Source organism: Corallincola spongiicola (assembly GCF_004284785.1).
Lineage (GTDB): Bacteria > Pseudomonadota > Gammaproteobacteria > Enterobacterales > Neiellaceae > Corallincola > Corallincola holothuriorum.
The window spans coordinates 934,696-958,448 of the sequence record NZ_SHLY01000001.1 but is presented as its reverse complement, the minus strand read 5'-3'; the positions used below and the strand labels follow the sequence as shown (position 1 = coordinate 958,448).

Annotated in this window: 14 protein-coding genes; all 14 read left to right on the top strand. The window is 50.8% G+C overall.

All coding sequences use genetic code 11. The features are described 5' to 3' along the window. The first annotated feature begins 1 nt into the window (after nucleotide 1). The 14 genes from EXY25_RS04215 to EXY25_RS04150 all read left to right on the top strand — a co-directional run bounded on the left by EXY25_RS04215 (nucleotide 2) and on the right by EXY25_RS04150 (nucleotide 23,737). Nucleotides 2-295 carry a PAAR domain-containing protein gene (locus tag EXY25_RS04215; protein ID WP_114338046.1) on the top strand — a complete coding sequence of 98 codons (294 nt, stop codon included), beginning with the start codon at nucleotides 2-4 and terminating at the stop codon, nucleotides 293-295. Nucleotides 296-297: 2 nt separating this feature from the next. Further along, nucleotides 298-702, top strand: a complete 405-nt coding sequence (locus EXY25_RS04210) for a GPW/gp25 family protein (RefSeq protein ID WP_130565826.1) — start codon at nucleotides 298-300, stop codon at nucleotides 700-702. After that, complete coding sequence (locus tag EXY25_RS04205) at nucleotides 702-4,376, top strand: baseplate J/gp47 family protein (protein ID WP_130565825.1); 3,675 nt, start codon at nucleotides 702-704, stop codon at nucleotides 4,374-4,376. Before EXY25_RS04210 ends, EXY25_RS04205 begins: the two co-directional genes overlap by 1 nt. Further along, nucleotides 4,376-7,753 carry a baseplate J/gp47 family protein gene (locus tag EXY25_RS04200; protein WP_130565824.1) on the top strand — a complete coding sequence of 1,126 codons (3,378 nt, stop codon included), beginning with the start codon at nucleotides 4,376-4,378 and terminating at the stop codon, nucleotides 7,751-7,753. The genes EXY25_RS04205 and EXY25_RS04200 overlap by 1 nt, the downstream gene beginning before the upstream one ends. Before the next feature lie 29 nt (nucleotides 7,754-7,782). Beyond that, nucleotides 7,783-11,202: a carboxypeptidase-like regulatory domain-containing protein gene (locus EXY25_RS04195; protein WP_130565823.1), complete on the top strand. Its 3,420-nt coding sequence runs from the start codon at nucleotides 7,783-7,785 to the stop codon at nucleotides 11,200-11,202. A 24-nt stretch (nucleotides 11,203-11,226) separates the two neighbouring features. Then, nucleotides 11,227-12,705 carry a contractile injection system tape measure protein gene (locus EXY25_RS04190; protein WP_130565822.1) on the top strand — a complete coding sequence of 493 codons (1,479 nt, stop codon included), beginning with the start codon at nucleotides 11,227-11,229 and terminating at the stop codon, nucleotides 12,703-12,705. A gap of 2 nt (nucleotides 12,706-12,707) precedes the next feature. Then, entirely contained in the window at nucleotides 12,708-17,294 is a 4,587-nt protein-coding gene (locus EXY25_RS04185; RefSeq protein ID WP_130565821.1) for a hypothetical protein, read from the top strand. Between the two features lie 40 nt (nucleotides 17,295-17,334). Continuing rightward, nucleotides 17,335-18,729 carry an ATP-binding protein gene (locus EXY25_RS04180; RefSeq protein WP_165419255.1) on the top strand — a complete coding sequence of 465 codons (1,395 nt, stop codon included), beginning with the start codon at nucleotides 17,335-17,337 and terminating at the stop codon, nucleotides 18,727-18,729. A 332-nt stretch (nucleotides 18,730-19,061) separates the two neighbouring features. Continuing rightward, nucleotides 19,062-20,180: a methyl-accepting chemotaxis protein gene (locus EXY25_RS04175; RefSeq protein WP_130565819.1), complete on the top strand. Its 1,119-nt coding sequence runs from the start codon at nucleotides 19,062-19,064 to the stop codon at nucleotides 20,178-20,180. 2 nt (nucleotides 20,181-20,182) lie between these two features. Then, entirely contained in the window at nucleotides 20,183-21,064 is an 882-nt protein-coding gene (locus tag EXY25_RS04170; protein ID WP_130565818.1) for a nitrate- and nitrite sensing domain-containing protein, read from the top strand. Between the two features lie 813 nt (nucleotides 21,065-21,877). Further along, on the top strand, nucleotides 21,878-22,099 hold the full coding sequence (locus tag EXY25_RS04165; protein ID WP_130565817.1) for a hypothetical protein: 222 nt from the start codon (nucleotides 21,878-21,880) through the stop codon (nucleotides 22,097-22,099). Between the two features lie 78 nt (nucleotides 22,100-22,177). After that, nucleotides 22,178-22,621 (top strand): DUF4279 domain-containing protein, encoded by a 444-nt coding sequence (locus tag EXY25_RS04160; RefSeq protein ID WP_165419254.1) that lies wholly within the window; start codon nucleotides 22,178-22,180, stop codon nucleotides 22,619-22,621. A 90-nt stretch (nucleotides 22,622-22,711) separates the two neighbouring features. After that, nucleotides 22,712-23,143, top strand: coding sequence for a hypothetical protein (locus EXY25_RS04155; protein WP_130565815.1), 432 nt, complete (start codon nucleotides 22,712-22,714; stop codon nucleotides 23,141-23,143). 87 nt (nucleotides 23,144-23,230) lie between these two features. Continuing rightward, nucleotides 23,231-23,737, top strand: coding sequence for a hypothetical protein (locus EXY25_RS04150; protein ID WP_130565814.1), 507 nt, complete (start codon nucleotides 23,231-23,233; stop codon nucleotides 23,735-23,737). Nucleotides 23,738-23,753: the final 16 nt, after the last annotated feature.

The window sequence follows — 23,753 nt, the reverse complement described above, 5'->3', positions numbered from 1 at the left end:
GATGAAGCCAGCAGCGCGAGTGAATGACTTTCATACGTGTCCGATGATAAGTCCCGGGCCGGTGCCGCATGTTGGCGGCATCATCTCGCCTCCCGGTGCCGTCAGCGTGTTGATTGGTGGCATGCCTGCTGCTCGGGTTGGTGATATGGCTATCTGTGTTGGCCCACCCGATACCATTGCATCGGGCTCATCCACGGTATTGATTGGCGGTGCTCCGGCGGCACGACTGGGTGACAGTACGGCCCATGGTGGTGTCATTGTTGCTGGTGATCCGACCGTGTTGATAGGAGGCTAATCATGGCTGATTCGGAGCAGATCATTGGACGCGGCTGGAGCTTCCCTCCAAGTTTTGATCGTGGGCGAGGGGAGGTGGCTATGACCACGGGTATCGATGATATCCATGCCAGTCTGCAGATAATCTTTTCCACCTCGCTGGGCGAGCGGCTGATGCAACCCATCTTCGGTTGCAGTTTGCAAAGCATGGTGCAAGAGCCGATGAATAGCGGCAACCTTGGCTATATCAAATACCTGATTGAGACCGCGATCCTCTATCACGAACCGCGTATTGATGCGGAGGAGGTGGGGGTGAGCTTTAACGCCGAGCTGGGGGTATTAGATATTGCGATCTCATATTTGGTGCGCGGCTCTAACTCCCGTTTCAACTTTGTTTATCCCTTTTACATCAATGAGGGCGAAGCATAGTGACTGACTCATGTAAACGAGACAATCCGCTGCATCGTAGAGGCTCTGATCAGCAGAGTCGACAGCTTGCTGCGCTGTCACCCGATCATTTTAAAGTCGATGAGCGAACTCTGGCTGACTTTTTACTGTTTGCCAGACGCTACAGTGAACAGATCCGTTTTTATGGTCCCGGCGCGAATGCAAGCAGCGACTGGAAGCCGTTTTTCCAACAAGATGTCAGCGTTGTCTTGGCAGGGTTAAGCCAGTTACCTTATCGCCAGTACCTTACTTTTTCGCAGGCGCTTAAAACCTTTCTCGCCAGTGATCCTAATGCTGATAGCAGTGTGCTTAATCAGTATTTCTTGCTGCAAATACATCTGCCCCTTCTGCTCCTCGCAGAGGTGAACGACAGCTTGAAGCTATTGCCACAGGATCATCCACTAGTGTTCCAGTCTGATGCGTGGGTGAAACGCCATCTAAGTTCGCCACTGACCAGCTTGATGGGATATTACAAAGGTGCACTGGCTGCTCCCTTGCAGGGGTTTAGCGACCAGCCCTTAGATACGAATTTACTTAATCTTGGTTCCGATCCTTTATCGCCGTACCTATTGCTACCTGGCTCTGTGGCTTCCCGTTTAACTCCGTTAACCTGGCCATCGCTATGGCAGCAGCGCTGTGCCGATCTAGCTGATTTGGCTGCTATTGATTATGCCTCGATTGCGGCGGTGACCAACCCTTACCTGCAAGCAAGTGGCACCTTTGAGCAGATCCAGGATGCGTTGAATTACAACCTGTTGGTTAACTCGGTCGAATCGATTATCACGGCGATGGCGGTGATCGTTGAGCAAGCGAACGCTGCGTTGTCGCAGTCTTTGTTGCAAGGGGATCACGCGCCCCACTATGGTCTCTGGTTAGCCTTTGTAAAACTTTACCAAGAACCGCAAAAAATACTTAATCGCTTCACTGGTCGGCACCTTGATTACTATTACCGCGACATTTTGCAGATCCCACCACAGCCTGCGGTACCAGCAAAAGTAGCTGTGGTATTGACCCCAGCCAAGCAGGTTAAAAGTCACCTGCTGGCCAAAGGCAGCTTGCTCGACGCCGGTAAGTCTCCCAGCGGGCAGCCGCTGCAGTTTGCTTTGCAAAGTGACTTTGTGGTTAATCGTGCCACGGTCAAAGAGCTACGGGGCTTTCGCCGTGTTGTCACCGATAATGGCGAGATCCCTTATACCTCATCAGTCGCTAATAGTGCTGATGGTCAAGGCCAGGCCCTGCCAAAATCGGATCCCAGCTGGCCAGCTTTCGGACCTGCCAATGACAGCAATCAGGCTGAATTGGGCTTTGCAGTGGCTGATCGTCAGCTGCTGCTGTCCGATGGACAACGCTTTATCCGCTTGATAGCACAACTGTCTGCACCAGCGTCAGCAAGCTGGGCGCTGGCATTTAAAGCTGCGATCACCACCGAAAAAGCGTGGTTGGATCTGGACTCAACGCAACTGTCTGTACAGCGGATCGGCGATGATCTGGAGTTTGTCATTCGTTTAGAAGGTAGCGTTCCTGCGATAACTTGTTACAACCCCAAAGTACATGGCGCCGGTTACAAGCAAGGAACACCCGCACTGCGGATCTGGATCGATCCAGACTCAGGCCAGTTCGCCAACCTTATCGACCTCAAATTTAGCCATTTGCTGCTTGATGTGGCAGTGATTGGTAGTCGTCACTATTCACTTAGTGGCGATCACGGCGTGCTGGATCCCAGTAAACCGTTTATGCCGTTTGGGCCGCAACCCAAGCCCGGAAGTCAGTTAATACTCGGTGGCAAAGAGCTGTTTGGTAAGCCATTGCAGTTACTCGTGCTCCGTGCCTCGTGGCAGGAGTCATTCGGTTATCAGAGCCACTTTAAAGCGCATATCACCGCGCTGAATGCTCACTGTCACGTCAGTACGTTAGCGCAGGGGGGTTGGCAACCCATTCCCGTCGCGGCGGAAGTGCCATTTTTCGTTAACGCTGCAGACCAGTTTGACATTCATGCCTATCTGCAGTTGGTAAATAGCTCTGGTCACGCCAGCGAAGATGAGAGTAGCTTTGCGCTGTTATCGCAACTGGACTATTTGACCCGTCTTGCTTTCGCTCCGTATCTAAAAGGGATCTGGCTCGATAATTTGGACACGGTGGCTGATCTCAATAGTGATGGTGACAGCTATCAAACCAGCAGCATTAGCGGTTTTGTTAAGTTCACCCTGGGCTCTAATTTTGGTCATCATCAGTTCGCTGCTGAAAATAGCTTGGCGCTGATCGGCAAAACTGTGACATCACCAGCGTTCACTCAGAAGAGCTATTACAGCTACGACAGCGCTATTCCGAAACCGCCATACACACCAGTGATGACCGAGCTACTGGTGGATTATTTAAGTGTGGCGGCGACGCAAACGGAGTTTTATCACCATGACCTGTTTGGGGTCAGACAAATTGATCTTACTGCTACATCTACCGTCGAACATCGCTTGTTTCCAGAACATAAACAGGCGGGCGAGCTCTATCTCGGGATCGCCGATCTGCAGCCGCCGCAATCCTTGTCACTGCTATTTCATGCCCAAGAAGGCAGCGCTAATCCGCTGAAAGAGCTGGCGACCCTGCAATGGGATTATTTAGTCGGCGATCAATGGCAGCCATTTGATAACCCCAAACCGATTGATGGCAGCTACTCGCTTTCAGGCTCCGGCATTATCACGCTGGTGATCCCGGAAGCTGCGGATACACAGCACGCTATTCTGCCCTCAGGCTTACATTGGTTGCGGTTATCGGTGACTGAAGATGTCGATGCGCTTTGTCGTTTGATCGAGGTGCTACCGCAAGCCACAACAGCGTATCAGAGCAGCGCGTTGAACGAGGTGGCCACCCTGCCTGCTGGAACGATCAGTAAGCTGCTGTTGAGTGACAGCGGAATAAAAGCGGTGAACCAGCCGCTGGCTTCATATGGTGGCAGCGCAGCAGAGCCTGATAGCGGATACGCGCTTCGGATCAGCGAACGGCTGCGACATAAGCAACGGGCGGTATCACCCTGGGATTACGAGCAGTTGGTGTTGGCACAGTTCCCTGAGGTGTTTCGGGTGCGTTGCCTGAACCATAGCGCCTTGTGTGAAGGCGCATCGCAACCGATTGTGAATGGCCGAAAACCCGGTTCAGTCCTGATTGTGCCGATTCCGCAGATGATCGACGGACATTTTCAGGCGCCTAATCGTCCTTATAACACGCGTCAAACCTTGGCAAAAATTGCTGAATATCTGCGTTCTAGGATCAGTCCCTTTGTGCAGTTGCGTGTTGAAAATCCGCAGGTCGAAGAGATCAAACTGCAGCTGAATGTCGCATTTAAGCCAGAGATCCTAGATACCGACTTTTATATCGAGCAGTTAAAGCAGGAGGTTGATCGCCACCTGATGCCGTGGGCATACGGTGACGGCGCGCAGCTGGACTTCGCAGGTAGCTGGCATAAATCGATGTTGATCAATTTTATCGAACAGCAGGCTTACGTCGATTACGTGACCGATGTGTTGATGTTCCACCGTGTTGATATCAATGACAGTGATCCCAGCTGGTTAAGCCGAGACCTCGATCTGATAACTGCGTCGTCGGCGCGGTCAGTATTGGTTTCCCACCTTAACCATAACTTCTCAATTGCAGGGTGTGCGTGATGGAATCCTTAACCCTCACAACTGACACTAAACTGGAAACCGGCCAGGACTACGGGCAATTGCGTGCCTTGGGGATGGAGTATATCCAGCAGTTTTGCGCTGAAACCTGGAGTGACCATAATCTGCATGATCCAGGGATCACCACCCTGGAACTGCTTAGCTATGCTTTGACCGATCTTTCGTACCGCGCCTCGTTTAGCACTAAAGATCTGTTGGTGCCAGAATCTGGTTACATCAGTGACAGCCAGATCTCAGGGTTTTTCCCTGCGCAGGATATTCTCCCCAACACCACGTTAACTCAACTCGATTATCGTCAATTACTGCTGAAAATTGAGGGGATTAGAAATGCCTGGCTACAGCCCCTGACCGATCCGCAAGCGCCAGCGAGTGAAGTGCCCATTTATCTCGATCATTTGGCCGAGCGTTTAAGCCTAGATCCGAAAAATTCCTCAGGTCAGGATAATGAGTCGCTGCATCTGTCCGGCTTATATCAGGTGTTGCTGGAGTTAGAGCCGGATCCTGAGCTGGGTACATTGAACGAATCAGAGCTGACATTTGTTTTGCGTAGTACCTTGTTTAAAGGGCGTGATGGGGCGCTGGATTATCTGCAAGCAACGGCGTTGCTGTTGACCTCTGATGCTTTGCAACAGTGGGCTGCAGCTGCCGAATGGCTGACACAAGAGGTGCCAACTGTCACCCTTGAGCCTGTGAGTTTATGGCGGATCAATGTGCGGGTCTCGCTCAGTACAGGTGATCTAGCGCCGTTAACCTTGCAACTGCAGCAACCGGCACCTGATCCTGCTGTTGACGATGATTGGTTGATGCTTCTATCGCCCGCCGGAGACGATCTATTGCTGCGTTTCGCCCGCAAGCAGGCGCAGATCTTGAAGGTGTTGACCTATGCTTCCGCAGCGCTACACGACAGCCGTAACCTGTGTGAAGACTATCGTGCTGTGACCACGGTGGCTGCCGATTATATTGCTATCTGTAGTGATATTGAAGTTGCGCCCGCTGCTGATCTCGAGCTGGTACAGGCGCATGTCTATTTTGCGGTGGAACAGTATCTTAATCCGCCAGTGCACTATTACAGTTTGAGTGAGATGTTGGCGGCGGGGATCCCTGCCGATGAGGTCTATACCGGCCCCTATATCAATCGTGAGTTGCAGGTTTCCGACACTGCGTTAGGGATTGAAGCGCAGCCGGTGTTTACCAAACCTGGCTTTAACAAAGCCGATGAACTTGCCAACAGTGAATTACGCACCGCCATCCACAGCTCTGACATTATTGCCGCTATTATGGCGCTGGATGACGTCGTGGCGGTAAAGTCATTGAGTTTACGTAAGTACAGTGCGGCGGGGCATCCTAGCGGCGATAGCGAACGCTGGTGTTTGTCTATCAGCCCCGGCCATCAACCCGTGCTGACAATTGCTCATTCCAAGGTGCTGTTTTTCAAGCGTTCCATCCCCTATTTAGGCCAGAGCAGCGAGTTTCAGTCTACTTTGCGTTATCTACGGGCTGCGGCGGCTAAAGCCAGCTATAGCGGCTCAGAGGAGGCGTTGATCGCCCCGGTGGGTGAGTACCGAAACACCAAGGATCATTATCCGGTTCAACATGATTTCCCGCAAACCTATCAAATTGGCGAAGCGGGACTGAAAGCCGGTGCTGAGCCTCAGCGAATTGAGCAAGCTCGGCAAATGAAGGGGTATTTACTGTTTTTTGAACAGGTACTGGCTGACTACCTGGCACAACTGGCCAATCTTCCCCACCTGTTTTCTCTCGACAGCGGCGCTGAACACTCCTATTACAGCCAATACCTATCCAATATTCAGGCCACATTAGGCACCTTTGAAGATGAGTTCTATATCGACAAAGGCAAGTTGCAGGATGAGCTGCAACGGAGCGCATTGTGGGAGGATGAAGCGAGTTATCAGGCGCGGAAAAACCGCTTGTTGGATCATCTGTTGGCGCGCTTTGGTGAGCAGTTCAATGACTATGTGCTGATGCTCTATCAGCAAAATGGCGACACATTGAAGAGCAACCAAACGCTGATCACAGACAAAACCCAGTTCCTGCAGTCGTTGCCTGTGATTAGTCGTGAGCGCAATCGCGGCTTTAACTATCGTCCCACAGCTCTTGCAGCCATCTGGAACAGTGACAATGTCTCAGGGCTGGAAAAAAGGGTCGCGTTGTTAACCGGTATGGACAATTTCGCGCGGCGGGATCTCAGTTGCGACAGGTTGCTTACAACGCTTTTCGACACGCGTAAGCATGGCAATGAGTTCCGCGTCGAGATAAAAGATCCATCGCAACATTTGCTATTTAAGTCGGTGGAGCTGTTTGTTAGCAGAGACGAAGCGATGGCGCAGGCGGTTCTGCTTTATGGCGGTCTGGATGCAGATAACGCCATTGTCTTGAGTGAGCCTGACAGCGACGGTCACCAGACGCTGACGATAGAAGTGGACGCCGTTCGCCTGACCCATGATGCCGAACTGAGCGTTGCAGATGCCGCGGCACTAGCCACAGCGATCCGCCAGCGCTATACGGCGGTTAGCGCCGAGGCAACAGAGGAAGACCCTGCCAGCGTGCTGTTTGATACCCGTCAGACCGGCAATGATTATCGTCTTGAGATCAAAGATCGCCAACAGTTTATTCTTTTTAAGTCGGTGGCGCTGTTTGCCAGCAGAGAGGAGGCGATGAGCCTCGCTGCTCGCTTGTTTGTCGGCGTGCGTGAACGGAAGAATTTCCATATTGATAGCAGTGGCGGACCCGGAGCGATCGAGTTATCTCTGCGGGTTGGTGATGATTTGTTGGTGCATGAGCAGGGCTTCGATACCGTGGCCGATGCTGATCAAGTCGCCAGAGATGTGATTGATCGTTATCGCGAGATCCTCGGCGGTATTCATTGTGCCAGTGAAGGGTTTTATTTAATTGAGCATCTGCTGCTCAGACCTCGCACCGACCAAGCCCGTTTACTCACCGCGTGTATCGATAGCAGTAGCGGCTGCGGTGACGAAGATCCCTATTCGTTCCGTGCCTCGGTGATTTTGCCCTATTGGCCAACTCGCTTTCAGCAAGCTGGCTTCCGCCGTTTCTTTGAACACACCATTCGCGAGCAGGCCCCGGCCCATATCCATTTAAAGATCTGCTGGATAGATCATCATCAGATGGAGCAGTTAGAGCAGGTTTATCAGCAGTGGTGTCAGCAGATGGCGACACAACTATTCGACAGTGCCAGTTTGACGCAGGCACAGAACCAATTGATCACACAGTTAGCACAATTAAAGAGTGTCTATCCTGCGGCAGTACTTCATGACTGCCGAGATGATGATACGACTACACCCGTTCGCCTTGGCAGCACTAATTTGGGCGTTGACTAGACAAGGAACAGCTTACGCTGGGTAGCATTATGCAAACATTCTATCCCGTTTTTGAAAGTGGCCAGGTATTGACGTCGTCGCACCTCAATCAGCTTTCTACCTGGTTAAATGATCAGGACACATCGACGCGGCGCTTAATGTTAGGCATAGGCCGGGTATGTGGTTTAGAGGTAACGCGCGGCAGTGGCAATGCTATTTCAATTGGTCGTGGATGTGGCGTCACCTCAAATGGGCTGCTGATGTTGCTGCCTGATACCGAGACCTATAGCCATAGTCGCAACTATCAGCTGCCGACCGCGGTGATGGTGGATGATGACGGCTTCAACGATCGAGTCGCACAAGCTGGCGGCCTGCTAGGCGACAACAACTTTGACCTGTGGGAATTGGTCACTGATGAGTACATAGAAGAGCCTAACAAACCCGTTGCGACGGCGCTAACCCCCCAGTTCTTGCAAGACAAGGTGGTGTTGCTGTTGCTGGAGGTCAATGTCGAGTCGCTGAAACGTTGTGACCTTAATGATTGCTCTGACAAGGGGGCGCGTGAGCTGCATCCGGTTCGGCGTTTACTTATCTCGAAGCAAGATGCCCGTACCTTGTGGGCGCAAGAAACCGCTGAACGAGAATTTCTGACCCCCAGAGATCTGGATTGGCAAGGTAAGCGCGAAGCGTTAGCGCCCCTGTTTGCTCCCAAACTCAATATGGCGGCGACCAATAGCCACAGTTTATTGCAGCTACGTCAGTTAGCAGCGCAGAAAGCACAAGCATTGTGGCAACAGCTATCGCAGCAGTTGCAGCTTAGTTTTGAGGTTTACCAGTATCTACTCCACGAGGTTTTTCCAGCCACCGAATTCCCCAATGGCCCTTGGTTTGGTTTGGCTCCGGTACCGGAAACTAACATAAGCAATTTGCCGCAGCTGTTTACCGATATTCATCAGCTCGACCGGCTGAAAGATATCGTGAGTTCATACAATGAATTTCTCGAACTGGCACTGCAACATCAGGGGATATGCTGTCCGCAGCCGACGCGATTCCCATTTCATTTGCTGCTTGGTGCACCACAAACTAAAGCCCATGCCGATAATCAAACCAAGGCGCAACCAGCAGATATAGATTTTGCGCTGGGGGGCAATATGGAACCGATTCCTCTGCGCCACGGCTTTTACTCCAGCCCGCAACTGAACAATCAGCAACAGATCGCGAGCCTGCTGAAGCAACGCTATTACCGCACGTGGTTGTTGATGAAGCGTTTCTACCTTGATGCGTTGGAAAATCAGTCGTTGCGGATCACGCCCAGTCGATTGAGTGCGTCATTGTCACAACAGGCAATACCCTACTATTACCAGTTACGGCCATTGGATGATCTGCATCGGAACTGGCATGGGGAAGCGACTTCAAATCAGCGTTTGCAGCAGGTGTTTGGCTACGCTTTTACCGGCAGTTCGCCTCATCCTCTGACACATGAATTAGACGACCACGATTTCTATCGTGTTGAAGGACTGTTAGGCAAAGGTTTGGGGCAAGCCATTGCAGCGTTAAAACTACAAAAGATGCAATACGGCTTGCCATTCAGTATTGAGCCGGTGTTCGCTTCGGTTGAATCGATGACAACACCGGAAGCGAAGCTTCAGGCTTTTCAGTTGCTGCAGAAAGATCAGACCTTAATGCGTCTGTTTAAATGCAAAACCGGCGATCTGGATATGCTGCTGTTACTGGTGCTGTCACTGATATTTCAGCTGTTGCTTGCCTTGTTATATGCCTTAGCTAGGGTGTCATATTCGCCGCAGATGCTGGTGATGAATGTGATGGCAGCAGAGGAGGAGAGTACAACAGAACAACCCGAATCCAACAGAGAGACCGCATCAGACCAACCTGCAGATAGCGTCCCTCTGATGCGTCTAGAACGCGGCCACAGAACCTTTAATACCGTTGAAGCCAAGCGCATGGATGATGAAAGAAGTCGGGCGATCACGGCAATAGCTGCGCAGTCTATGCAATCCAACGATATCGCAGAGATGGTGCTGGATGAGGTGAAGCAGGGCGATATGGAGGTGCAGTATATTCTCGACATGCTGGATGATGACGAAGATAAGCAGAGTGAAATCAGTACCCTGTATAAGTCAGTCAGAGCCGCCGAAAACAGCAGCAGCTTGTATGACCGGATGCGGCAGAAAATGGGCGCAGAGGCGTCCAATGACGAGGTCGAAGAGACATATGAAACCGTCAGAATGATCGCCCATACCGAAGCCTTGATGGCTAAGGCGTCGGTGAGCAGCGGTGCAGATTTCGATTTCGATGATTTTGATACCGAAATGAAGGGGCTCAGCGAAGCGTTTCAGGCATTTCAGGCGCGTCCGGCAGAGGGTGACGGTGCCAAGCTTCGTGCCAGTATTAGTAATCAGGTCAGCATGTTGAATACGCTAACCTCCAGCGCGTTGTTGAAAAACCTGGCAGGGGAGATGCAAAAACGGGTGAAACAGATTTTTGTCGAGTTTTCACTGCAAGGGTACTTGAATAAGCATCCGGGGTTGGCTCACAAGTGCGGTGTGCCAAAGGGAGGCACCTTAGTACTCGTATATACCCACCGCTCTATGTTGGATGCGCTCAACAAGAAACTGCAAACAGTAAAAGAGACCGACGAGCCTGCTTTTAATGTGGCTGAAATGCTGCCGAATGCGATGCTTTCTACCGAGTTTGTAGCGTCTCTTGCCCACCGTGTTAGCGACAGTGATGACAGCGAACGAGCGATGATCAGGGAGATCTCTGAGGTAATGCGTCGTCATGGCAATGAGGAGCGGATGATGGCTATGCAGCCAGCGGCCAATCGTTCCGCGCCAGAAGTGGCCACTGACGCAACCACTGATGCGATGCCAGCAATGGCGCGAAGTGTGCACGTCGCCTCTGTAGCGAATGAGTCTAATCATGAAGCGGCCGTGGCGATGGCTGCGCCACGGGATGAAGTGTCGTTGCTAAGCGAGGCGGTGGTGATGGATCGCTTGGAGAAGTTAGATGCCGTCAGAGCCGTGGCGCCAGATGACCCGATAAACGAGTGGGTGGTAGTGGCGGATTTCTGTTTGCCAACCAGCTGTTGTGACAGTGATTGCACCGATCTCGATTACGTACCTAAGCCAAAACCTGTACCTAAGAAAATCAAAGTGTCTGGCCGCGTTGTGGTCGCACGGAGTGTTGCAAGTAAACCGGCGAAGTCTATTGTTGCCCGCCGCAAACAGGAAGTGATCCCTCATGCCGTGCTGACGGTGGTTGATCGTGAAGAACAAGCGGTGAAGGTGAAGATGGCGAAAGGGCACTTTGTTTTCACTGCGGCACCCGGTGTTTATCAAGTGACCGTGTCTGCCAAGGGGTTTGTTACACAACAGCGGGAGACAGAACTGATGACCTCGCCGCGCGAAGAGGTCATTGTGCAACTGCAACCCAGTAAAACCCGTGGCTAAGCCACTTTTTGAACGGGTACTGGTATGGATGACAGGGTAAAGATCCGGCGAACCAGACTACACATATCAACGGCTGAACAGCCGGAGCCTGGTGCGCGCTGGCATCAGCACTGGGCGAGTCGATTTCAGCGTGTTTATGCACCCTGTATTCAGCAAGCGCTGCTAGCTCAGTTAAAACGGCTTAACGAGCAAAGCGATGGCAGTGATGACGCTGCCGTTATCCATATTCCACGGCTAACCCTGCGGTTGGGTGATTTGCCGCCAGAGGACACCGCAGAGCAAGCATTAGCCGGGATGACGCGGGAGATTGAACGTCAGATTTACGATCAACTGCAGCCAGGGAAAGACACGCAGCTCTATACCCATACCAACGCAGAGTGGTTAATCAACGGTTACCTGAGCTATTTGCAAAACGGATTTTTCCATAACGGTGCCGACTTCGGCGCTATCAGTGAGCTGGAAACCAGATTAATGGCCAGTGCCGGTGACTCTGGGGATCTGTTGCAGCGGTTACGTCAACATGGCATTGACGACAATCAGATTTGTCGGATGGCCCTGCAACATTCTGCGCGTTTTATTCATTGGCTGATGGCCACTGTGTCTCCCGCACGACAGCGCTACCTTGCTGAATTGGAAAGTCAAAGCACAACGGAAGCAACGCAGCTAATGTGCCGGTTATTTGCCGTTTGGATCGGTGTACGCGAACCACCAAACAGCCAGCTGTCTGCGGTTAATTGGCGTGAGTTAACGGCACTTTTGGCGGCAACCACTGTGGCTGGTGATATCACAGGCGCAGAGAGTACCGCTGTTTCTCCTGATAACGCTTTTAGCGGGGTCAGTCAGGCGCAGCTACTCGCGACGCTAGCGATGTGGAGCAAACGCTGCCATGGCGAGCCGCAAGCAAACGCACTGTTGCAGCAACACTCGTCGTCAACGGCATCTTCTGATGATTTACCCCCAACTTCAAAGCAAGCCCATGACCCTCCAGTCGAGGCGAGTTCTTGGTTGGTTTGCCACTGCGGTGTGCTGCTGTTGCATCCATTTTTACCAACGTTATTTCAGCGGTTGGGATGGCTGAGCAGTGACAGCCCTGAGCGTCTTGCAGATGCCCACCAACTACAGGCGTTATTTGCGCTGCACTATCTCGCGACCGGTCAGCAGCAGGCAGAGGAGGGGGAACTTGTTTTTGCCAAGTTTTTACTCGGGATGGAGTTTAGTGAGCCGGTGCCGCACGCTCTGGCGTTGCAGCCAGCGGTATACAGCGAGTTAGATAGACTGCTTTGTGACGTTATCTCCCACTGGTCGGTTCTAAAGAACACATCGTTGGCGGGCTTACGTGAAACCTTCCTGCAACGCTCAGGGTGTTTAATGCCTTTGGATGAAGGCTACCGCTTAAAGGTGGAACTCCGTTCTGTCGATCTGTTGCTGCAGCAGTTGCCTTGGGCCTATCAGTTGATTGTGTTGCCGTGGCTAACTAAGCCGCTGTTTGTTGAGTGGCACTGACCATGCCAGTGAAAACGCTTGCCATCGCCCCGGAAAGCAGTCGCCAGCGCAGTCGCGTGCTATCGGCAACTACGCAGCGCGATACTCACCCCAGCCTAACCCTTGCCAGTGCAAGACAAGGCCGCCAGCCAGCTCATTCAGAGGGGCAAGTCAGCAGGGTGGGGCGTGTCATCACGACGTCGCAACCACAGGTTGTAGGACAAGATCCAGCGTCTGATGGGCAGCCGCGAGAGATGCCGCACAGAGAGTCGCCAACAGCCCCCGTGGCAGAGGTGGTTACCGAGAATAGCTCGCTGCAGGGAGAAGCCGCTAGCCAACAGCAGCGTACAGACGGTGCAGAGATAGCAGAAGCGGAGCCTGCCACGGATGCCACTCCTATATCGGCAAATGAAGTGGGACAAACCGAACAAGCGGGTGCCGCACAAAATAGCAGGCAAACGCAGTCGCGGCAGAACAGCGCCGTACTAAGTACAGATCACCAAAACACAGCCCCACGAAGCACAGCAATACAAAATATTGCTCACCAAAATACTGTTCATCAAAATACTGCTCCCCAGAATACGGCGCCGCAAAACGCTGTACCCGCCAATGCAGCTCCAGCCACCAACGGGCCGCAAGCGGTATTACAGCCGCAGGGTGAAACTCACCGTGAACAGCCAACATCAGAACAAGCCGCGGCGCTGGCGAAAGTTAATGATGTCAAGGTGATCAAGCCGCACAGCGGTGCGGCTAACGTGCCTGCTTCTGCTCACCAACTAGCAGCAAAAGACGAGCAGCAAAGTGAAACAGCAAAACCAGGTGCCAAGGAAGCAGGGGCTGAGCAGCCTGCGCAGGTGACAGTAAAGCTCCCCGCCGAAGTTTCTGCGCCGCCAGCGGTTGCGGCAAAGATAGCGCCGCTCGCCCTTAGTGGCGCTTCCGATAATGTCGTACAACAGTTTAGTTCTGCTTCGCCGTCGCAGATGGCGGTGAACGCTGCCAAACTGGGAACCAATGTCAGTGCTTCATTGATCAGCGAACACCAGAAAGAAGTTAAAAACGTCCCCGTGCTGAAAGTGGACTTGAAAGGCAAACAGCCAGTTAAACAAAAAGCAGGAACAGAGCAAACAACGCCCCAGGATATTGCCTCCGGGATAACCGCGCCGAATCCGACACCTGCAGTGCCCACCCCTCATAAGGATAAAGCCCCCGCACCGAACAACAGTGCATCCCTTAAGCAGCTGGATGCTGAACCAAACCGCAAAGGAATGAACTTCTGGGAGTGGTTAAAAGCGAAAGTGCTTAGCTTGACCGCCAATATTAAAACCACAGATCCCGGGGTGAACACCAAAGCAGGCAGTGCGAAGAAAGTGGCGTTAAAAGGGGAGGCTGATCCTGATCGTGTGGTTCGCCAGCGCAGTGACGCTCGGAGTCAAGTCTCCACCAAACAGCAAGCACTGGTGAGCAGCATTCAAGCCAACCCAGGGCAGGAGAAGATCCAGCCAAAAACGGTGCAGCAGGATTGTAGCGTGGTCATGGTGACTCCTGCGCCTACACCTTTGGTGACAGCATCTAACTCGCATCTCACTGACTACGCCAGTGCGGTGATCCCCGCAGAGGTAAGAGAGAAAGCCGACCAGACCCTGAAACAGAAGATGAATGCGCGTTTGGACAAAGCGCGTTTACAGACCAAGCAAGCGGTCAGCAAGCGGGATGGTGATAAGGGTAAAGCGTTACAGCAGGCGAAAACAAAAACGGCCGCCATTAACCAGCAGGCAGAAGCTAGGCAACGCCAGCAGGTCTTAGACAATCGCAAGCAGGTAGCCGCAGAACAGCGTGCTGGCATTGCAGAAACAAACAAGCAGCTGAAGCAGTTCGATCAGGAAGCGAGTAAAGAGCAAAGCTCGGTGGACAGTGCGGTTAAGGCGAAAGTCAAAGGTGCTGAGAAAGGCGCTGCAGACACCCTTAAGAAAGCGGAACAGGATGCGGATAAACGTAAACAGCAAGGAGAGGCTGACGCCGCGGTAAAGAAAAAGCAATTGAAAAAGGCGCAGAAGAAAAAGAGTTGGTGGCAAAAGGTTAAAGGGGCAATTAAATCTGCGGTGAAAGCGATCAGCAAGGCGATAGACGTTGTTTTTACCAAAATGCGCCAAGCGGTCAAGTTCATTATCGATAAGGCGAAGAATGCGGCCATTGGCCTGATAAACAAGGCTCGCAAATGGGTGGTGGACAAGCTAAACAAGTTTCGTGACTGGGCGAAAAAACAGGTCACCCGTTACATCGGCAAACTATTTCCTAAGCTTGCCAAGGCGATCAATAAGCTGATCGACAAGGTAGTCGATAAAGCGGTGAAGGCGGTTAACGCGATCGCCGACAAAGCGATTGCCGGTGTGAAAGCCGTTGCCGGGTTTATCGGCAAGGCGTTGGATAAGATCCTTGCGGTGTTCCAAACCGCATTAAAAGCGGCGGTGCAGATCGTTGGTGCCGTGCTCACGGGCGATTTTACCGAAGCGCTGAAAATCGCGATCCGTGCCGCCTGTGACATTGCCGGTATCAGCCCTAAGCCTATTTTCGATTTCATTAATCGTGCGGCTAGCAAGGTTGTACCTATTCTGGTTAACCCAGATAAGTTCATCAAAAACCTTTGCAAAGCCGTGGGGATGGGGTTGCGCAATTTTGTAAAACATATCCGTGTTCATCTGGTATCCGGTTTAGTGAGTTGGCTCACCGGTGCCATGTCGTCTGTTCCCATTACTTTGCCGAAAAAATTTGATGCCAAGGGTGTATTTAGCCTTGTCCGGCAGATCATGGGACTCACCTGGGAAAATCTTAAAGCGCGCATCATTAAACGGTTTCCGGCCGCAGCCGGGGTGATGGAGGGGATCGCCAAAGGCGTAACGATCATTCACCAGTTGGTGACCAAAGGGCCCGGCGTGCTTTGGGAGATGGTGAAAGAGAAACTGGCCAACCTGAAACAGATGGTGATGTCGGAGATACGCAAGTTTGTCATTTTCCGTTTAATTGAAGCGGGGATCTCCTGGCTGCTGGGGATGCTGAACCCAATCGGAGCACTCTACAAGGTGCTCAAGCTATTGTTCGATCTGGTGATGTTTTTCGTGCGCAACTTTCAGCGTATTAAAGCCTTTATCTTGTCTATCTACGGTGCCATTACGTCGATAGCCGCTGGTGTGTTGACCAAAGCAGCGAAAGCGGTTGAGGGCTCGTTGGCTCGCATTATCCCAATTGCGATATCGTTTTTGGCATCGCTGCTGAATCTCGGCGGGCTAGCGGGGATGATCCAAGGGATCATTAAAACCGCCGCTAAACCGGTGACGCGCCTGTTTGATTTTCTGGTGGATAAAGCGGTAGCCGTGGGTAAGCGCTTGCTGAAAGGAGGGAAGAAAGTCGCCAAAAAAGTAGTCGGCAAGTTGGTGGCGTGGTGGAAGGCGAAAAAGTCGTTTAAAGCCAATAACGGCGAAACTCATACGCTGTTGTTTAAAGGGCAGGGTAATAGCGCAGTGCTGGTGATGCGCAGTGAAGAGCATACCTACAGTAGCTTTTTGAATTCGTTGTCACCGACATCGCTACAACCGGAGCAAGTCACTGACCTGAACAAAGCAAAACTGATCGCAGCAAATATCGATCGTACACGCAAAGAGCTAAGTCGCGAAAAAAGTGATGCCGTTAAGAAAGCCAAAAGTCGTGAGATTGATAGCTTGCTTGAGCAGTTAGGTGTTAGAACAGCGTCACTATTTGGCGGCATTCCGAAATGTGGCAAGCCCAAATATGGTGGTTTTAGTGCCGGTGGGTTTGGTAAGTCGATGTACATCGAGCCGCTCACAAATCAAGATGCGCCAACCGGTTCGGCACCTAATCTCTCTCCAACGGCTGCCTATGCCGTTATTAATCTGCGCCGACACCCTAAGAACCCTGCCAAATCCAGCTTTTATATTCGGGGGCACCTGCTTAATGACAATCTTGGTGGAACGGGTACTGATTGGAAGAACCTGACGCCACTGTCGCGTTCAGGCAACCACCAGCATGAAGTTCAGGCCGAACGTTACGTTAAAAGAGGATTCAAGGCCGGGGCGATCATGCGTTATAGCGTGGTGCCTAAGTACACGGGACAAACAGGAAAGGTGCCACTAAAAGCTGCATTGCGAAAAGCTTATCCTGCGCAAGCTGCCACCTTTGACAAGATCGTTGATGCTGAGGCTCACGTCCCTGTATCACTGGAGATTAAAGCGGCGACACTAAAGCCTAAAAATAAGGGCTACATTGAGTTGAGCAGTAAATCATGGAATGTTTTAAATCCAATTGAGCGATCAGTCGAACGCTATGCTTTGGCGAATACGCCAAAGGTTATTCCAGTAAGATTAAATCAGCCATTTACGGTTAAGCAGTTGACCAACCAACCTGGGCAGGTGATTACTTCAACTCAAGCCACAGCGATTTGGAGCGCCGTTAACGCTAAGTTGAATGACCCCGCTTCGAAGTCAAAATCGTTTAGCTCTTATGACAAACTGTCAACAGCTACAAAACAATTTGGGTCACCTGTAAGCCTCAATCAACTAAATGACTGGCGAAAGATTAACTATATTCGCCTGCGTTAAAACGCTGGTATTTTTGATGTTTAAGAGGAGTGCAAAGCTGATGATGGAACAAGTGCCCCCGGGCTCCTTACTCGTTACCAACGCCGCCAACCTTGAACACGGCTTTGCATATTTGAAGCAGGTGTTTTTGGCACGGATAAAGTTGCATGAGCAGCAACAAGTGTCAGGTGAGGATAGGGATCAAGCGGCGATTGCCGATGAGGTTGAGTTACCGCCGTTGGCGTTCTATCAAGATGGCTCCAGCTTTTCGTTGTTTATCGAAGCGCACCAACCCAGCTTTGAAGAGTACGTGATCCTCCTACTGGCCTTGGTGCCCCATGTGCAAGGCTGTTTTTTCGACCAAATATTCGAAGCGCATTTTGAGCATGGTGCGCCAGCGGAATTTGGTGGTAGCCGTCAGAATGAACACCGGCTGTTTCAACCGACCGGAGAAACAGCGCTTTATCTGTTGGCGGGCGGGGATCTGGACAGGCGATTTCAAGTACAACAGCTGTTGGCAAGCCAGCACTGGTTGGCACAGCAAAACATTGTGCGATTGGAAGCCCCCGATACGGGGCAGTCTTATTTGAGTGGACGGCTGACCATGGATGCTGACAAGGTCGAACAGTTTACGGTGGGGCACAGCCCTGAGCCTGATTTTAGTTCGGCATTTCCGGCGCAAAAGATCACTACCCACCTGGCGTGGGACGAGCTGGTGTTGCCAGACGCGGTGATGAACCGTATCGAAGATATTAAAGATTGGATCAGTTACAACGCCACCATGATGGCTGACTGGCAGATGGCACGGAAATTAAAACCGGGGCATCGGGCGCTGTTTTATGGGCCATCGGGTACCGGAAAAACATTAACAGCAACGCTGCTGGGCGAAGCAACTAACCGGTCGGTATACCGGGTTGACCTGTCTACGGTTGTTTCCAAGTACATTGGTGAAACTGAAAAGAACCTGGCTAAGCTGTTCGATACTGCCGATGGTCAGGGTTGGATCCTGTTTTTCGATGAGGCGGATGCGCTCTTTGGTAAGCGCACGGCAGTCAATGATGCCCATGACCGCTACGCCAATCAGGAAGTGTCATTTTTGCTGCAAAAAATAGAAGAGTTTGATGGCTTGATTATTCTTGCATCCAACTTCAAGACCAATATGGATGATGCCTTCTTACGACGTTTTAATAGCGTGGTGCATTTTCCCTTCCCAACGGAGCAGGAGCGAGAAGCGATCTGGCGCAATAACCTACCAGAGGCGCTGCCTTGGCAGCAGGGGGACAATTTACCCAAATCACTGGCGCGTTATGAGTTGGCGGGAGGCGCCATCGTTAATGCCGTGCAGTACGCCTGCATTAAGTCCCTTGCTCGCAAGCACAAAGAACTCCAGCAAGAGAGTTTGTTGGATGGCATCGCCTTAGAACTGGAGAAGTTGGGTAAAGTGTTTCGTAAATAGCTTAGGTGATGCATCTGTATGTTTTTGAATGAGGCGAAAACAAGTACGCCAGTTGCGTTTATGTTTGCCTATTAATGGTTCTTTACCTGCTGCAATTTTTACTGGCACCGTTCTGGTGCGCTCGCCTACTTCTAGTGATTGTAAAATAACCTGACACTATTCATTTAGGGTTAGCTGCTGTTCATGAAATTCCATTGGTTGTTCTTCTCTTCTATTTAATGCTAATTAAGTCAGTTGGTTAGAATGTTTTTAGGTGCTTTTTATCAAGGCTGGAATAGCTCTTGCTCTGGTTAGGGGAAAGCAACAACCGCCTTTAAACGAGGGAGCGTCAGATGGATAGGTATCTGCAATCTTTAGGAGTTCGTGGGGCATCACGTATACAAGTAACGGCAATCGCCATTGGCCTGTTACTTATCGTAATGAATCTTGGTCAATATGCGTTGTGTGTGTTTATCCTCTCAGCACTGTTCTCATGGCGTGTTTTTGCCGCTATTGAGCGTGACCAAAATAGCTTTGAATCAATCTTGCTTGACGTCAAAGCGGGTAAGACCAAGGATATTGACTCGGTAAACTCCGGGCCGCTGCAAGCCCTCTATCCGTTAATTGATGATCTGGTACGCCACGCTCAACGTGAGTTGTCAGCCATTAAATCTGTCAGTGCCGAAATGGGATTCTCAGCCAAAGAGCTAGCCAGCAACGCCATTGAGGTGGCAAGCCATTGTCAGCAGCAGTCTGACGCCACCACGTCATCCGCCTCTGCCGCCACCGAGATCAGCCAGAGTATCGACGATGTGTCCCACCGTATCGAAGTGACTCGGGATGCAGTCGAAAACAGCAGTCAGTTATGCCATCAGGGGCGCGCCGAACTGACCAAAACCAGAGAACAAGTTGTCAGCGTCAACCAAAGCGTAATTTGTACTGGAGAAAGCTTGAAGGCACTGGATGAAAAACTGGGGGCGATTGTCTCTATGTCGCGCTTCATTCGTGAGATCGCCGAGCAAACTAACTTATTAGCCTTGAATGCAGCGATTGAAGCCGCGCGTGCCGGTGAACATGGTCGAGGCTTCAGTGTGGTTGCTGATGAGGTGAGGGGGCTGGCACAGCGCAGCCATGAATCCGCCAATGCAATTACCAAGCAGGTAACCGAAGTCACCAGCAGCATGTCTGAGGTCGGCCAGCAGATGCTGCAGGCGTTGGGATCAACTGAACAGTGTCAGCACAGCGTTGATGCAGCTTACGCGTCATTAGAGGCCATTGTATTAGCAACAGAACAGGTCTCTGACCAAATCGGTGGTATTGCTACGGCGTCCGAACAACAGGCGATTGCCACACGGGAGATATCCCAGAACATGGAGCAGGTGGCGGTTACCGCCGAGCGTAACGCATTTATGGCGAAGCAAAACGCCAGCGTTGCAGATCATTTGCAAAACATCACCCGCATGGAGGCTTGAACATGCTGAATACTCACATTGATATCTCAATTGTCGTTACCTTGGTTACTGCCTTGTTGTTCCTCGTTCTGGTGATCAGTTGGGTGCACCTGCGTAATAAGCAAGTGATGACGGAACGGGTGAGCGATGGCCTGGCATGGCTTAAGAGCTTCCGCCAGCTGTTGACTCTCATTCAGCAACATCGTGGTTTAACCAACGGTTACCTGTGTGGTGACAGTGGCCTGAACAAACGCATACTGCCGTTGCAGGGTAAAACCACACGGCTGATCCGGCAGCTGCAGCTTAGCGATAGCTGGTTGGCAGACAACCCTGAGTGGCAAGGCATTGAACGCCACTGGCAGCGCCTGTCTACTGGTTTCAACAATCAAACCTCCGCCAATAATTTAGAACAACACAACAAGTTGATCACCAACCTGCTTTATCTGGTTGATGACTGTGGTGAAGCCCACCGCTTATACGAGCTTAAAGATCAGCAGGGGCGCTCTATCCGTTATTTGTGGCAGTCATTACTGGTAACCGCTGAACATATCGGCCAAGCACGTGCGATTGGTACCGGGGTAGCGGCGTCTGGTCAGTGCGATAGCGTGGATCGGATCCGTCTGGCTTACTTGCAAAAAGCGATTGCTGATTTTGTCGCCGTTGAACGGGCAATGAATAAAACTGCGTTGAGCAACTTATTGCAGGTGTTAGCGCAAGAGGTGATTACCGATCGTCCTACCGTCAGCGCTAACGCGTATTTTGACATTGCCACGCAAGCGTTAGAGGAGGTGTTTGTCTCATTTGATCAGGCGATTGAGGCATTACAGGAAACCCCGAGTGGCTTCACTCAACAGGCGCAAGCCCCGAAGGGCTCAGGCTATGCCACGAATCCGCAGCATGTGTGATGTGTAGGTTATGTTTAATGGCTAGCTAAGAGATGGATAGCCCTGCTAACTGTTTTTATACGGAACGGCATTCTTCTTATCTACAAGGTATGGCTAACTAGCTTGCTGTTTTTATTTATTATTTAGCTTTCTCTAGCGTGCATATAGGAACTCTATAACGCCGCATTCTCGCTTTCACCGGCACAGGATAGTGTATAAACAGCCCAAACATTGAGCTAACTGCTTGATAGATATAAAGTTGAGAGCGTATATTGGTGAGATAATTGATTGGCGGACGCTGTGGCTTAGTGAGAATTCCGTCTAAAACACTGTTATGTGTCACTCAGAGTTGAGTCAGTAATATGAACTATGATCCTGAAAAAATGAGATGTTTTACTATTGAAGTGAAGATTCCAAATCGATCTGCACCTAAGAATCTACAGGATAGTCATTGGGAATGTAACGAAGATACGATGATAACTTTAGGGGTTAGCACTTCTGCTCGATTGACCCATAAACGTATTTACCTTGATTCTAGAGAGCTAGCGGATGCTTTTGTTAATCACTTGCATGAAGTTTTTTCTAAGCGAGCATATTGTGACGAGTATTTCATATTTATCAGAGATCATTCTCACGACTTCAGTAAATTGAAAGCTCGTTGGAAAATCAAGCACAGTAAAGAAGTTCGAGTTAAATTAAACACATAACAAGTCACTTCAAGCGACACATTTTGCTACGCCGTTTTTGTGCAGGTGTCGCAAGCTCCAAATTATTGCACAAAAACACTACTCAAAATGAGCGCCTGAGTGAGGCGTTACATTGCATGAAGGAACTATGGACGAAGTAACACTTAAAGTGACAAAAGATGAAGCTCTCGTCTTATTTGATTTCCTTTCGAGATTTTCAAATGAGGATAAACTCTCCATTCAGGATCAAGCTGAGGAAAGAGCACTTTGGAATCTAACTTGTGTCTTTGAGAAACAGCTTGCAGAGCCCTTCGATAAGAATTGGATTCAGATAATTGAGGCTGCTCGAAATAGACTCCGCGATGAGTGACATTCACAATGTAACAAGTGCGGGCACGGGATTCGTTCCTCACTCGTGCCACAAACGTTAGGCTTCAAGGGTATACGATTGCACGAGATTGACGATGAGTACGCCACCTGCACCGGTACATATGCCACTTTGAGGATTACCTCGAAGGTGCTGGATCCCGAGCAGATCTCTACGCTCATTGGTTTTGAGCCAACGCGCAGTTTCAAGAAGGGTGAGGTGCGAACGCAACATCCCTCAGCAAAGAGTAAAACCCATGCATGGAGTGGCTGGTTTTACTCCACCAAAGAGCTCAGCCACTCGCGCGATTGTCGCCGTCACCTAGAAGTCTTATTGGCCGGTCCACTAAAAGACAGTTCTTCGTTGGGGCAGCTTCGCGAAAGTGGTTGCGAGACGGATGTAGCTGTTATGTATGGCTATACGCAGGGAGGCCCAACGATTTCCCCGCAACAAATGCTCGGCCTGGCTGAAGCCGGCGTCGAAGTGTGGTGGGATTTGTATCATGAGCCGGAAGCAGATGAGTGATGAAGCCTAACAAGCAAAACCAAAATCGCCCGCAAGCGGGCTGGACTCGCCCCACTAGCCTTTGTTTTGGGCGTTAGTTGTCAGGATAATATGAAGTTCAATCCGTACATCGTAGGACTAACCTTGATAGCCGTTCTAGTGATGTTTGGCCAGAATGCGGCCGTTAAGTCATTGATGAGTATAGACGGCGAACTTTCTCAAAGTGATTTACTCTCTATCTCAGAGCATACAAATCAGAGCTTACCCCTGATGGTTGACCCTGATACTCGCCTAGATGAAACGCTTGTCGAAGAGAATACTTTTGTATATCGGTACACCGTTACTAAATACAATGCAGATGAATTGACCTCATCCAACTTTGCTTCTCTAATTCAAGAGGATTTGGCATCCGCATACTGTGAAGCAGAGGAAACGAAACAGTTCTATGAAAGCGGTGTGCTGCTAAAGTACGAATACACTGACTGTTGCGGAAAGTTGGCTGCTGTGGTTGTGATTAGCCCGTCTGATTGCGATGACAGCTAACAAGAAAAACCATTGGGACAATTTAAACAGCGCGGCTTTGCCGTTAACTTGCTCCCTGTTTAAGGCGTTAAAAGGCAAAAGGAAGTCATGACACATCTTAGTATTTTGATTATCGTGCTACGGGTCACTGCTATAGTTTTAGCGCTGAATGTCCTTGAGAGCTTTCCACTCCAGTATGCGGGAATGGGTGCTATGGAAAGCGAGACCATGCAAACTCTGTTTTGGACCTCTTACGTCATACCAAACGCGATTAAGCTCTTGTTGGCAGTGGCTTTATGGTTGTTCCCAAGATCAATTATTGGCGTTGTAGTTCCTGACTCGGCTAAAGGCGAAGAGAGTCCTGAGTATTTTCAAAATCTCAACTCAGCATGCATATCCGCGATCGGTGTCTACATACTTTGTTTCTCTGCTGCCGATTGTGTGTACTACGTAAGTCTGAACCATGAGCTTTCCTCTCAGTTGGGTTACGGGGCATCGTTTACACCGCATGACCAGGCCGCTTTTATAGCCACTATTGCCGAGCTGACTTTAGGTTTGGTGCTTGTTATTGGTAACAAAGCTTTGTCAGGGCTACTCAGTCGGATAAGGGCGTAATGCCTTTTAACAAGTC

Bases quoted from the DNA above. Each gene is read 5' to 3' on its own strand.
- EXY25_RS04155 (WP_130565815.1), top strand. From the start codon at position 22,712: ATGAAGTTCAATCCGTACATCGTAGGACTAACCTTGATAGCCGTTCTA.
- EXY25_RS04195 (WP_130565823.1), top strand. From the start codon at position 7,783: ATGCAAACATTCTATCCCGTTTTTGAAAGTGGCCAGGTATTGACGTCG.
- EXY25_RS04170 (WP_130565818.1), top strand. From the start codon at position 20,183: ATGCTGAATACTCACATTGATATCTCAATTGTCGTTACCTTGGTTACT.
- EXY25_RS04210 (WP_130565826.1), top strand. From the start codon at position 298: ATGGCTGATTCGGAGCAGATCATTGGACGCGGCTGGAGCTTCCCTCCA.
- EXY25_RS04185 (WP_130565821.1), top strand. From the start codon at position 12,708: ATGCCAGTGAAAACGCTTGCCATCGCCCCGGAAAGCAGTCGCCAGCGC.
- EXY25_RS04190 (WP_130565822.1), top strand. From the start codon at position 11,227: ATGGATGACAGGGTAAAGATCCGGCGAACCAGACTACACATATCAACG.
- EXY25_RS04200 (WP_130565824.1), top strand. From the start codon at position 4,376: ATGGAATCCTTAACCCTCACAACTGACACTAAACTGGAAACCGGCCAG.
- EXY25_RS04180 (WP_165419255.1), top strand. From the start codon at position 17,335: ATGATGGAACAAGTGCCCCCGGGCTCCTTACTCGTTACCAACGCCGCC.
- EXY25_RS04215 (WP_114338046.1), top strand. From the start codon at position 2: ATGAAGCCAGCAGCGCGAGTGAATGACTTTCATACGTGTCCGATGATA.
- EXY25_RS04150 (WP_130565814.1), top strand. From the start codon at position 23,231: ATGACACATCTTAGTATTTTGATTATCGTGCTACGGGTCACTGCTATA.
- EXY25_RS04165 (WP_130565817.1), top strand. From the start codon at position 21,878: ATGGACGAAGTAACACTTAAAGTGACAAAAGATGAAGCTCTCGTCTTA.
- EXY25_RS04175 (WP_130565819.1), top strand. From the start codon at position 19,062: ATGGATAGGTATCTGCAATCTTTAGGAGTTCGTGGGGCATCACGTATA.